The 12,281-nt window shown below is 47.1% G+C and carries 11 protein-coding genes; all 11 read left to right on the forward strand.

Features of this window, described 5'->3' with window-relative positions:
* Positions 1-40: 40 nt before the first annotated feature.
* The 11 genes from ACDJ58_RS29335 (at position 41) to ACDJ58_RS29385 (ending at position 12,209) form a co-directional block, all read left to right on the forward strand.
* Complete coding sequence (locus ACDJ58_RS29335; RefSeq protein ID WP_413374234.1) at positions 41-1,027, forward strand: siderophore ABC transporter substrate-binding protein; 987 nt, start codon at positions 41-43, stop codon at positions 1,025-1,027.
* A gap of 302 nt (positions 1,028-1,329) precedes the next feature.
* Positions 1,330-2,790, forward strand: a complete 1,461-nt coding sequence (locus tag ACDJ58_RS29340; protein WP_413379881.1) for a spore germination protein — start codon at positions 1,330-1,332, stop codon at positions 2,788-2,790.
* Positions 2,791-2,794: 4 nt separating this feature from the next.
* Positions 2,795-3,994 carry a Ger(x)C family spore germination protein gene (locus tag ACDJ58_RS29345; RefSeq protein WP_413374235.1) on the forward strand — a complete coding sequence of 400 codons (1,200 nt, stop codon included), beginning with the start codon at positions 2,795-2,797 and terminating at the stop codon, positions 3,992-3,994.
* The gene (locus ACDJ58_RS29350; protein WP_413374236.1) at positions 3,987-4,208 is read left to right on the forward strand and encodes a hypothetical protein; all 222 of its coding nucleotides are present in this window, start codon (positions 3,987-3,989) and stop codon (positions 4,206-4,208) included. The genes ACDJ58_RS29345 and ACDJ58_RS29350 overlap by 8 nt, the downstream gene beginning before the upstream one ends.
* 55 nt (positions 4,209-4,263) lie before the next feature.
* Positions 4,264-5,469: a GerAB/ArcD/ProY family transporter gene (locus ACDJ58_RS29355; RefSeq protein WP_413374237.1), complete on the forward strand. Its 1,206-nt coding sequence runs from the start codon at positions 4,264-4,266 to the stop codon at positions 5,467-5,469.
* Between the two features lie 129 nt (positions 5,470-5,598).
* Positions 5,599-6,432, forward strand: a complete 834-nt coding sequence (locus tag ACDJ58_RS29360; protein ID WP_413374239.1) for a uroporphyrinogen-III synthase — start codon at positions 5,599-5,601, stop codon at positions 6,430-6,432.
* A 256-nt stretch (positions 6,433-6,688) separates the two neighbouring features.
* On the forward strand, positions 6,689-7,411 hold the full coding sequence (locus ACDJ58_RS29365; RefSeq protein ID WP_413374240.1) for an SDR family oxidoreductase: 723 nt from the start codon (positions 6,689-6,691) through the stop codon (positions 7,409-7,411).
* 35 nt (positions 7,412-7,446) lie between these two features.
* The gene (locus tag ACDJ58_RS29370) at positions 7,447-8,085 is read left to right on the forward strand and encodes a ThuA domain-containing protein (protein WP_413374241.1); all 639 of its coding nucleotides are present in this window, start codon (positions 7,447-7,449) and stop codon (positions 8,083-8,085) included.
* Between the two features lie 72 nt (positions 8,086-8,157).
* Complete coding sequence (locus ACDJ58_RS29375; protein ID WP_413374242.1) at positions 8,158-8,535, forward strand: phasin family protein; 378 nt, start codon at positions 8,158-8,160, stop codon at positions 8,533-8,535.
* Entirely contained in the window at positions 8,536-10,206 is a 1,671-nt protein-coding gene (locus tag ACDJ58_RS29380; protein WP_413374243.1) for an ABC1 kinase family protein, read from the forward strand. It abuts the gene before it with no gap.
* 551 nt (positions 10,207-10,757) lie between these two features.
* The gene (locus ACDJ58_RS29385; RefSeq protein WP_413374244.1) at positions 10,758-12,209 is read left to right on the forward strand and encodes a SulP family inorganic anion transporter; all 1,452 of its coding nucleotides are present in this window, start codon (positions 10,758-10,760) and stop codon (positions 12,207-12,209) included.
* Positions 12,210-12,281 lie beyond the last annotated feature (72 nt).

Raw genomic sequence — 12,281 nt, forward strand, 5'->3', positions numbered from 1 at the left:
GAAGTAAAACAAATATAGAGAGAGCGAGAGGTGTCTATTAATGAAAAAGGGTTGGTTGTTTACGTTGCTTGTGGTGTTGTCCGTTGTTCTGGCAGCTTGCGGTGGAAGTAAGACAGCAGAAAATACAGGTGCCAGCAGTGGCACAGGATCAGAAGCGAATGCAGCAGCAGATCAGTCCAATGATGAAATCGTCATTAAACATAAACTTGGTGAAACAACAGTGAAGAAGAATCCGGAAAAAGTGGTTGTGTTCGACTATGGTGTGCTGGATTCATTGGATCAGCTTGGGGTAGAGGTTGCCGGTGTACCTCAGGAGGGAGTTCCCTCTTATCTGGAAAAGTATAACGATGCAAAGTACACCAATGTTGGCGGTTTAAAAGAGGCTGATTTTGAGAAAGTAAATGCCATGAAGCCTGACCTGATTATCATCTCAGGACGACTGCAAGACTCATATGAAGAGCTGAGCAAGATTGCACCGACCATTTATATGGCGGTAGATACAGAAGATTATATGAACTCTATGACTTCAAATGTGAAGACGCTTGGAGAGATCTTTGGTAAAGAAAAAGAAGCAGAAGCGGCACTGGCATCAATTGATACCTCTGTTAAAACTTTAAAAGATAAAGTAACGGCTGCTGGAAAGAATGCACTGGTTGTTCTGACGAACGAAGGTAAATTGAGCGCTTATGGTGCAGGTTCCCGATTTGGTATCATACATGATGTGTTCGGTTTTACTCCCGCAGATGTAAATATTGAAGTGTCCACCCATGGTCAGAGCGTTTCTTTCGAATATGTTATGGAGAAAAATCCGGATTATCTATTCGTGGTAGATCGGAGTGCGGTAGTTGCAGGCAGTGGTGAGGCAACTCCAGCCAAACAGGTGATCGAGAACGATTTGGTCAAAAATACGAATGCCTATAAAGACGGACACATTGTTTATCTCGACCCGGATTACTGGTACTTGTCCGGTGGTGGTTTGGAATCCATTCAAGAAATGATTAAAGAAGTGGACAAGAGCATCAATTAAGTGAATGAAGATTGATTCAAACTTTTAATTAGGCCCCACAGGTCTCTGTTATCCATACAGAGGCCTTTTTTTGTTGCCTGAATTGAAGAAGCCATTGGAATTTTTACAAAAAGACCACATAATTCCGTGTGATCTGGCACAAGCTACCTTGTATAAAAAACAGGAACGGAGGGCGACATATGGCGGACAAAACATCAGGGAAAGATGGTTCCGGGGATTCAGAAAAGAAGAAACACATCCCCTTAGGGCTGCCGTCTCCCCCCATTTTGAGACAACCGATAGGCCTTTCAAATGAAAGCCATATGTTGGCACTGGAAGATATATTCTCGGATTGTTCAGATGTGATCTTCCGCAATGTCAAGATTTCAACTGAAGTAGAAGGACTGCTGGTGTACATCGAGGGCATCGTGAATTCGACGGATATTCAGGATCATATGCTTCGTCCTCTGATTCGTGGTCTAGTCGAGCAACGAACTGATGAACCTGCGGCTCCTCTGGATGATACACGTATCGCCTTGACGCAGGTGAAGAAAGTGGATACCTGGGCAGACGCAGCGGATGGTGTGCTGGAATCCTCTGCGCTGCTGTTGATCAACGGAAGCAAGGAGGCTTGGCTATTCAACGTCAAGGGCGGCATGCGGCGCGGCGTCGAGGAACCCCAGACCGAGTCGGTTATCCGCGGGCCACGCGAAGGCTTCACCGAAACATTGCGCGTGAACACAGCTCTGCTTCGTTTCAAGCTGAAAACACCTGGGCTTAAGATGTTAAGCATGACGATTGGAACCGAGACCAAAACCAATATAGTCCTGTCCTACATCGATGATATTGCCGACCCCAAGCTGATTAAGGATGTCAAAAAACGCCTCAACAAGATTAAGATCGATGGGATTCTTGAGTCCGGGTATATTGAGGAATTAATAGAGGATCATCCGTATTCCCCTTTTCCGCAGATGCATTATACCGAACGTCCAGATACAGTTGCAGGTAACTTGCTGGAAGGGCGATTTGCCATCTTTGTGGATGGCAGCCCGTTTGTCCTTATAGCCCCAGTAACCATGTGGCAGATGCTTCAGGCGAGTGAGGATTATTACGAACGGTTCTTTATCAGTAATCTGGTGCGGTGGATTCGGTTTTTGTTTGTAGCTATCGCGCTATTTCTGCCTGCACTTTATATCGCCATTACAACCTTCCATCAGGATATGTTGCCAACCACGCTGATCCTGAGTATTGCCGGGGCAAGGGAGGCCATTCCATTCCCTGCGCTGGTTGAAGCCCTCATTATGGAGCTGTCGTTCGAGGCTTTGCGAGAAGCGGGGGTCAGGTTACCCAAAACGGTAGGTCAGGCCGTCAGTATTCTGGGGGCACTTGTGATTGGGCAGGCAGCCGTTCAGGCGGGGATCGTTTCCGCTCCCATGGTTATTATCGTATCAATGACAGGGATTGCGTCGTTTACAATCCCTCGTTTTAACTTTGCCATTACGGTTCGTTTACTGCGATTTCCCATTATGATGCTTGCCGGGGCGCTTGGCTTGTATGGCATTGTGTTCGGACTGGTGCTGATCTCGGTACATCTCACGCAAATGACTTCTTTTGGAGTACCTTATCTGTCAGGTCTCAGCCCCTATAGCAAGACGGATACCAAGGATATTGTTATTCGTGCACCGTGGTGGAAAATGATCAATCGTCCTTCAACGGTTCATCGTGATCAGAAGCGGATGAATGAGAAAATCAATGGTTCACCTGAAGCTGAGGAGGGGTGGTAAGCACATGTTCCTTATTCATAAACGGCATGTTGTCGCCATCATGCTCCTATGTACTATTTTCATATCAGGTTGCTGGGATCGGAAGGAAATTAATGATATCGCTTTTGTCATTGGTCTCGCGATCGATAAGGAGGAGAACAATTACAGATCCAGTTTGCAAATTGCTCTCCCCGGTCAGTCCGGTTCCTCCGGGAGTGAGGGTGGCGGTGGAGGCACAAGCGGAGACAAATCCTGGTTCATGTTGTCCAATACAGCCAAAACCTTGCGCGGAACGTCTATTGAGGGTCAAAAGGCACTTTCTCGTGAACTTTATTATGCCCATCGGCGTGCCATACTGATCGGAGAGGACCTTGCCCGCTATGGCGTTGCCCCCATGCTGGATTTATATACGCGTTACCCGCTTAACCGTTTATCTGCATTACCGGTTGTTACCAAAGGGCCTGCTTATAAGGTGCTGGATACTGATGCACCAATTGAAAAATTTCCCTCAGAAATGGTGCGCGAATTGTGCTTCCTGAATATGCGCAGGCCACGTACGCTCAAGACATTCACGGATGCGATTCTTTCCGAAGGGGTAGATCCATTTCTTCCTGTCGCCTCGACCGTTACGAATGTGCCGGGCAATTGGAAGGACGTCAAGACGAACATCAAGTTAGATGGAATCGCTATCTTTAAGAAGGACAAACTGATAGGCATGATTGAAAAGGCTCCCGCTGATGCACTTATATTGGCTATGGGTGAAGCCAATGAGCCGGAAGTGATGGTAAAGGTTCCGCGTGGAAAAGGTGATGTGTTCATTAAATTGAACGAGAATAACTCATCTTTGCACCCTCATGTTGAAAACGGGAAAGTCACGGTGACGATCGAGTTGTATGCGAAGGGAGTCATGATAGATAACGAATCCAATTATGGTGATTTGCGAGCCCAGGAAATGAAGAGCCTTACTCAGGCCCTTCACCAGAAAATTGAAGATGATATTAAGGAAGGTATCAGGCTGATTCAAAAACAATATCCTGCGGACATTTTGGGTCTGGGTCGTTCCATTCATCAGCAACTCCCCCAGGAATGGAAAAAAATAAAGGATCGGTGGGATGATATTTATCCGGATGTAAAGGTAATCGTTGAACCACACATCATTATTGAAAATGTAGGGGTTATCATTAAACCGATTGGATTACAAGAGGGGGATATTGTCCATGATTAAGCCGCTGCTGTTCACTTATTTGGGTATAGTCGTTGCCGTAATTATCATGGACTTCAAACATTTGAAGCAGGCAGCGGCCATTAATCGCTGGTTATCCTACGGACTGATTGCTATCAGCGCCGGGATTTGGTTCTATGTAACGAATTTGAGCAAAACAGTCTTCGTCACGACATGGCTTACCCAATTGATTCAGCGTTGGCTACCGTTACCGTAAGGCTTGTTTCAACGAATCTCGAAGCAAGAAAGATAAGACAGAAAGGAGGTATTCCATGAATCAGGGAGTGACCAGTCGTCAGTTGGTACTGCTCATCATTCTGCTCAGTATTACAGGTACGATGATGCAGCCCCATGCACAAGCTATTTTTTATGCTGAACAGCACGCCTATTTATCCTATATCCCTGTGTTTCTTGTCATGGTAGCATCACTATGGATGCTAAGCCGTGTTCAGCGACGGTTCCCCAAGCAGGATCTGTTTGAATCTCTGGTGGAGCGTTTCCCCTTTTTGGGTCGTGTGACAGGCATGTTGTATATTTTGTTTTTTCTCTTCATATTTGCCCGTGATATCCGGCTAATCGGTGACTATGTAAGTATTACCTTACTGGAGACGACCCCCATTTCCATAGTTGTATTGACCCTGTTGGTCATGGCTGTTTTTATCGTAAGGGGAGGGTTGGGGTCCTTAATAGGGATGTCCGAACTGTATGTTACTTTGTTTCTGCTGAATTCGTTGATTGTGCCGGTTATGCTCATTCAGCAAATAAACATGGACAATCTCAAGCCGTATTTTGACATCGATGTTGCTGGTGTTGGCAAGGGAAGCTGGTACATATTTTCCTTTTTTGGAGAGATGATTGCAATCCCTTTTGTAATCAAAGGCAGTGATTTCCGATTCAAGTCGGTCATGTGGGGGATTACGATTGCAGCCCTGGTAATGATGCTGATTATCATCGAAACCATCTTGGCGGTGGGGGTACCAATCGCATCTAGACTGGTATATCCCTCCTACGAGCTTGCAAGGCAACTGCAAATCAGTGATTTCCTTGATCGGTTTGACCTTGCACTAGCAGCGGCAACCCTTCCTATGATGATTACAAAAATTGCATTTGATCTGTACTTTGTCTGTTGGGGACTGAAACGAATGATACCGAAAGTCTCAGGTAAGATCATGACGGGGCCGGTTGCTTTGGTCGGATATGTCTGCGGTTTCTGGTTTTTCAAAAATGCGATCCAACTTTTTCGCTTTACACGAGAATGGACATGGATTGCGATTGTGTTCGAGGTGCTGTTTCCCATCATACTTTTCGTGTTCCTTCGTCCCCACAAAAAAAGCACGAATGATCGACGGGCAACGGATAACCAGAAGCAAAAGCAGCAACCAAAAGAGGATAAACAAGGGAAAGCATCACAGGAACAAGATGAACCTGACAAAGGGAAACGTGAAGGTCATCAGGGTGGAGAATTGCAGCCTTCCTGATATATCCCATCAAAAATCGTTATAGATGAACCGCCGAAAAGAGGGGAAACTCGGTTTCCCTCCATAGAAGTACCCTGTATACTGTAGTCAGACTGATGAGATTCGGCTGAATTAACGGGGGGAACATGGATGGCTCAACATTTGGCAGGTATACGTGTAGCATTGACAGGACCACGAAAATCCAAAGAGATGTCCTTGCTGGTTGAGAAAATGGGCGGGATTCCACTAGTCCGACCTGCACAGGGCACTGTTTTTCTGGACGATCGTAATATTCGGGATGGTCTGGTATCCTGGATATCCGACCCGCCAGACTGGACGGTGTTAACCACGGGTATGGGATTGGACGCTATTTTTGATATGGCTGAGGATATGGAGATTGCTGATCAATTGCTGGACGTATTATCGGAATCCTTGATTGCAGCAAGAGGGTACAAAACAGTCAATGCACTCCGAAAACGTAAACTGACCCCGCTGGTGCGGGATGATGATGGCAGCACAGACGGGCTGATTCGTGAATTTGCGCCTCATGAACTTAAGGGACAGAAGGTAATGTTGCAACTGCACGGGGAAACTGCGCCCAAGTTGGTCGGGTGGCTGGAAGAACAAGGGGCTCAAGTACGTCAGGTACTTCCTTATCGTCACGTCCCGCCCGAAGAGGGTGAACTAGAACAGTTGTTGAATGAAATTTTGCTGCATGAGGTGCATGCTGTCGCGTTTACAAGTGGACCGCAAGTACGGTTTTTGGTTGAATACGCGGCGTCAAGGGGCAAGCTCGAATCCATGCAGGAAGCCTTCCGTCAAGGCGTGGTGCCTGCTTCGGTGGGCAGGGTTACGGCAAACGCGATGCGTGAAGAAGGTATTGAGGCGCTCGTGGTCCCGGAGGATGAGAAGATGGGAGCACTAATCGTTGAACTGGGGCGTTATTACGCTGCTCGATCTGCGGATAAGGCTCATCTTCTGTAGTAATATATGAACCCATCTGGACCCATATGGATGCGTTGAATGAAACGTATTTATGATGCCAAGTCGTACTCGGTTCTGATCCGATATATGGGTCAGAACTTTTTTTTCATTCTCTATAAGCTGAACGACTCTGATTCAAGGGAATTCACCTGAGACTTTGGTCGTGAAGTTAGTTGTACCCATTCATAATTAAAGGTTTTTGGATAATAATGTGGAATGAATTAAAGACAGATTAAGCTTGTGAGGGAGGGACAGCATGATGAAAACCGTATGTGTAACCGGGGCGGCCCGGGGACTGGGGTTGGCTCTGACAGCACAAATGCTGAAGAGAGGTTATATCGTTTATGCGGCAGGGTTGGACATGGAAGAGTCCGAAGGGATTCGTCTTCTGACGGATGCCTATCCGAAACATTTACGCGCCATCGAACTGGACATTGCGGATGATTTGTCCGTAGCTTTGTTCACGGAGACACTTAAGCTGGATACAGAGCATTTAGATATGCTTATCAATAATGCGGCTATACTAGGAAGTATTACGGATCATATCCGCGGACCGTTAAATATGGCGGAGATGGTAGAAGTATTCAACGTAAATACCTTGGGGACATTGCGTGTGACACATGCCCTGTTGCCCCTCCTTCTTCAAGGGACAAACAAGCTAATTGTCGATATATCTTCGGAGGCAGGCAGTATTGAGCAGTGCAGCCGAGATGGATGGTTTGCCTATTGCATGTCCAAATCTGCGTTAAACATGCAGGCCCGCCTTGTGCATAATGGTCTGAAGAATGAGGGTGGGCAAGTGATGCTGATACATCCCGGCTGGGTACAGAGTTATATGAGCGGGGAATTGAATACCGCTGCGGACCTTACGCCAGATCAATCGGCTCAGCATATCACAGCACTCATCGATCGCCATAAGGAGTTCATGGGAGATCAGCCCGCGTATGTAGATTACAAGGGGGATGTACTTCCTTGGTAATTCTGTTATAGGTAATTTGAAAGGAGTTTTTATTGATGGATCATCGTAAAAAAGCGTTGTTACTTGGTGATTATACTCATCCAGACTGGCATCCACTGCAAGGTGTGGATGCGGAAATTAGTCGGATTTTTCACGATACTATGACTGTGCAGTGCAGTGAGAATCGCAACATGCTACTGCAAGAAAATATAACTGGATTTGATGTGTGTATTTGTTACATGGACGATTGGAAGGGGAAAGTCTCTCCACAGCAGACAGCAGGCTTATTGTCCTATGTTAGTAATGGAGGTGGGCTGGTCATTATACATAACGGAATTTCGCTCCAAAATCGTTATGAGCTGAAGCAGATGATCGGCGCCAAATTCCTGCATCATCCACCTTATGCACCACTGGAGTTCACAGTAACGGCAGAGAGTCATCCGGTGACTGAAGGCATTTCGGGATTTACGATGGAAGAAGAGCCTTATCTGTTCGAGTTCGGTTCGTTTGCCGAAACGAAAGTTCTGCTTGAGTATCAATCTGAAGAAGGGCCGAAGCCCGCAGCTTGGGCGCATAGATATGGTATTGGACGTATTGTTTACCTGATGCCAGGACATCACGTACCTTCTTTTGCACATGAAACCTATCGTCAGTTAATTCTGCAGGCAGGAAAATGGGCTGCGCGCTACGTATAGCCGGACCGTTTCTTTTGTGAGCAGCTGATTAGGGGTATACTAAAGAGATCAACGAAGAGGAGGATGACAAGAATGAGCGATTTGTTCAAAAAGGCAATCTCGTTAGGGCTCGGTCTTACTGTTGTAAGCAAGGAGAAAATTGAGAAAACCGTGGATGATCTGGTCAAGCGCGGGGAACTGGCGCCTGGTGAATCCAAAGCGTTGGTCGAACGCCTGATGGAACGGGGCGATGAAGAGCAGGGCCAGTTCAAAAGAGTGATTCACGAACAGGTCAAGCGCGTCCTTCAGGAAGTGGGCGTTCCATCCGAGAGTGATGTAACCAGTTTGGAACAGCGTGTTGCCGTCCTTGAGAAAAAGCTTGCGGATCTGGGTCACACACCACAGCTTCAACCTGATGTATCCCCAGCTCCACTTGAAGTTCCTCCTCTCAAAGGAAACGAGATCGAGTAGATGGCTGTGCGAATCAAACATGTCGGCAGATACCGGGAAATTGCCATGGCGCTGGTGCGTCATGGCTTCGGTTATATGGTCGAAGAGCTGGGCTTGTTCCAGTTGCTGGCTATACCCCGGCGGTGGATGTCGCGTGAAGCCCACACCACCAAGACGCTGAGTGAACGCATAAGACTCGTGCTGCAGGAGCTGGGGCCGGCTTTCGTCAAGCTGGGGCAATTGGCAAGCACAAGGTCAGACTTGTTGCCTGAGTCTGTGATCCGGGAATTGGTGAAGCTGCAGGATCAGGTACCGCCGTTTTCCTCGGAGACGGCACGGGGTATTTTGGAACAGGAATTGGATACACCGCTGGAGGAGATCTTTTCCCGGTTCGAGGATACCCCTGTGGCTGCGGCTAGTATTGGACAGGTGCATCTGGGCAAGCTCCGAAGCGGTGAGGCCGTAGCTATTAAGATCCAGCGTCCCGGCATATCGCGTATCGTTCAGCGCGACCTGGATATTTTGCGAGAATTGACATCCATGGCGGAGAAACGCTGGGATTGGGTGAAGCAATATCAGATTCCGCAAATGGTAGAAGAGTACGCTCAGGCACTGATGGCCGAGCTGGATTATACGGTCGAGGGCCGTAATACGGAAAAGATCGCACAGCAATATCAGCAGGATAACAAAGTGAAAATACCGGTGATCTACTGGGATCAAACGTCTTCACGTGTGCTTACAATGGAGTACATCGAGGGCATCAAGCTTAATGACCGTGACGAGTTGATTAACCGTGGGCATGATCTGAATAACATTGCGCAGCGACTGGTGGATTCGTTGTTGAATCAAATCTTCATTCATGGATTCTTTCACGCCGATCCACATCCAGGCAATCTGATGGTATTGAAGGATGGCAGGCTGGCCTTTATCGACTTTGGCATGGTGGGCAGTTTGAGTGATGAAATGAAGCAGCATCTGGCTTCGCTCATTATCGGATTAATGCGCAAAGATACGGACAGCATGATCCGGGCGATTGAGAAGCTGGGCATGATGCCAGATGATATGGATCTGCGTGGACTTCATAGCGATCTGGACAAGCTGCGTAGCAAATACTACGATATTCCCTTTTCCAAAATCAGCGTGGGTCAAGCATTGAATGATCTGTTCGGCGTGGCCCAGCGACATCGGGTCGTAATGCCTGCCGACATTCTGCTGCTCGGGAAATCGCTACTCACTATGGAAGGTGTCATCGAACATCTCGATCCTTCCTTGAGTATTGTGGACATGGCAGAACCCTTTGGTCGAAAGCTGATCAAGGAACGCTTCAATCCTGGGAGGATCAAGAATCGTCTGTTTCGCAGTGCGGCGGATATGGCTGAGAGTGTCATGGGTCTTCCGGGACAGCTGAGACAGATATCATCGATCATCAGCAAAGGCAAGCTGAGACTGGAGATCAGTGTCCCTGAACTGGATGCGCTCATGCGCAGAATGGACCAGATCAGTAATCGGCTGTCTTTCAGTATTGTATTGCTCGCATTTTGTATCATTATGGTTGGATTGATCATCGGTTCTTCGATCAGTCACCAGTCAACCATGCTGTGGGATATTCCGGTCATTGAGATCGGTTTTCTGGTAGCCATTCTGATGGTGGCCTTCCTGCTCTATTCGATATTTAAATCGGGGAGATTCTAGTATAGGCATAATCAAGAGAGTCGTTAACGTTTCCTGGCAGGGGAGCATTAGCGGCTTTTTTGGTTTGGGCATGGATTAGTGATACTTAAACAAGATAAACAGAGCATAACTGAGTTATTTTACATAAATAAGAGATAATACAAGATAATATAGCAATTATGGATACATACTCTGTTCGTGTAGAAGAGACACTGGGACTATAATAATAGGTCAGTACATTAACGGACCCGGTTTTTCTGAGAGGGGAAAACCTAGAGAAATTGTGATTGGCTCACGATGCCTCGAAAGCAAGACACCTGAATGTTGTAGTGTAAATAATAGGTGCACACTGGAACGGATGAGACATGTTCAGACATGATATCGGATAACTTATTCGGATCATAGTCAATCCAACATGTTTTCAACTTATACAGGCACATTTTTGCGGGAGGTTATTCCGCTGTTTTGTGTTGTTGTCTGTTGTAGTTGGTCAGTCACGAACCCTTCCATTGCCATTCAGGCGATAAGACAAATTTGAGTTTAAATACGTAGGAGGACCGGCAAAGGACGATATGAATACTTTAAAACAACAATGGTTTGGTAACATTCGCGGAGATGTGCTGGCAGGTATTACGGTAGCGCTGGCGCTTATTCCGGAAGCCATTGCCTTCTCGATCATTGCGGGTGTCGATCCGATGGTTGGATTGTATGCTTCAATTACAATTGCCATCGTGATCTCGATTGCGGGCGGAAGACCGGGCATGATCTCGGCAGCAACGGGTGCTATGGCGGTACTGATGGTAGGGCTCGTCAAGGATTATGGCGTGGAATATCTGTTTGCCGCTACAATTCTGACAGGTATTATTCAGTTTATTCTGGGGATTTTCAAGGTTGGTCGGTTTATTACATTTGTGCCTCATTCGGTACTGACCGGGTTTGTGAACGCATTGGCGATTCTCATCTTTATGGCGCAGCTTACCCATTTCACGGGCGCTAACTGGATCATGTATGCGATGGTGGCGGGTACGCTGGCGATCATTTATATTTTGCCACGGTTTTTCAAAAGTGTTCCGGCTCCACTGATTGCTATTGTAATCATGACGATCATTACGGCTCTATTACATCTGGATGTCAAAACCGTAGGTGATATGGGGAATCTCACAAGTACCCTGCCCATGTTCCATCTGCCGAATATCGACTGGTCCCTCAATACGCTAATGATTCTGCTGCCTTATTCGTTCACGATGGCTCTGGTAGGTTTGCTGGAATCTTTGCTGACAGCAACGATTGTGGATGAAATGACCGAGACCAAGAGCAGCAAAAACCGTGAAGTACGTGGTCAGGGGATTGCCAACTTTGTTAATGGCCTTTTCGGTGGCATGGGTGGCTGCGCGATGATTGGACAGTCGGTTATTAATGTGAAGTCTGGTGGCCGGGGTCGTTTATCGACATTTACGGCTGGGGCTTTTCTGGCCATATTGTTGTTATTGCTCAGTGGTGTGGTGAAAGAGGTGCCGATGGGTGCACTCGTAGGTGTGATGTTTATGGTGTGCATCGGTACGTTTGACTGGAGTTCCATCAAGAACATTGCGCGTGTGCCACGGGCGGAAGCCATTGTCATGATCATCACGGTTGCAATTGTAGTGTATACCCACGATCTGTCCATCGGTGTGATGGTCGGCGTTGTGCTTAGTGTGCTTCATTTTGGTTGGAAACAGACCAAGATTCGTGTGCAGGCAAATGAGGAGCAGGGGCAGAAGGTGTATCGTGTGCACGGACCGTTTTTCTTCGGTTCATCTTCCCGCTTCGTCGATGAGTTCAATGCTGAGGCTGATCCGCAGGAAATCACGATTGATTTTGGGGGATCACATATTTGGGATAACACGGCGGTTGTTGCCATTGGTAAAGTGAAGTTCAAATATGCGAAGCTGGGCAAAACGGTACATCTGCGCGGACTGAACGAGGAAAGCTTTCGTTTGCTTGAAAAAAGTGGATTTGCCACGGTGCAAGGGCACAGTTCGTAATTTAATAGCTATAGCTGAATCCAAATGAATAACATTTATAGACGGTGAAGGTGCTGTCCTGCAAGTCATGAT

The sequence above is a fragment of the Paenibacillus taichungensis genome (genome assembly GCF_047302525.1).
In the GTDB taxonomy this organism is placed as follows: domain Bacteria; phylum Bacillota; class Bacilli; order Paenibacillales; family Paenibacillaceae; genus Paenibacillus; species Paenibacillus taichungensis_B.

Coding starts and splice junctions, on each gene's coding strand:
- ACDJ58_RS29335 (WP_413374234.1), top strand. CDS start 41: ATGAAAAAGGGTTGGTTGTTTACGTTGCTTGTGGTGTTGTCCGTTGTT.
- ACDJ58_RS29340 (WP_413379881.1), top strand. CDS start 1,330: ATGTTGGCACTGGAAGATATATTCTCGGATTGTTCAGATGTGATCTTC.
- ACDJ58_RS29345 (WP_413374235.1), top strand. CDS start 2,795: ATGTTCCTTATTCATAAACGGCATGTTGTCGCCATCATGCTCCTATGT.
- ACDJ58_RS29350 (WP_413374236.1), top strand. CDS start 3,987: ATGATTAAGCCGCTGCTGTTCACTTATTTGGGTATAGTCGTTGCCGTA.
- ACDJ58_RS29355 (WP_413374237.1), top strand. CDS start 4,264: ATGAATCAGGGAGTGACCAGTCGTCAGTTGGTACTGCTCATCATTCTG.
- ACDJ58_RS29360 (WP_413374239.1), top strand. CDS start 5,599: ATGGCTCAACATTTGGCAGGTATACGTGTAGCATTGACAGGACCACGA.
- ACDJ58_RS29365 (WP_413374240.1), top strand. CDS start 6,689: ATGATGAAAACCGTATGTGTAACCGGGGCGGCCCGGGGACTGGGGTTG.
- ACDJ58_RS29370 (WP_413374241.1), top strand. CDS start 7,447: ATGGATCATCGTAAAAAAGCGTTGTTACTTGGTGATTATACTCATCCA.
- ACDJ58_RS29375 (WP_413374242.1), top strand. CDS start 8,158: ATGAGCGATTTGTTCAAAAAGGCAATCTCGTTAGGGCTCGGTCTTACT.
- ACDJ58_RS29380 (WP_413374243.1), top strand. CDS start 8,536: ATGGCTGTGCGAATCAAACATGTCGGCAGATACCGGGAAATTGCCATG.
- ACDJ58_RS29385 (WP_413374244.1), top strand. CDS start 10,758: ATGAATACTTTAAAACAACAATGGTTTGGTAACATTCGCGGAGATGTG.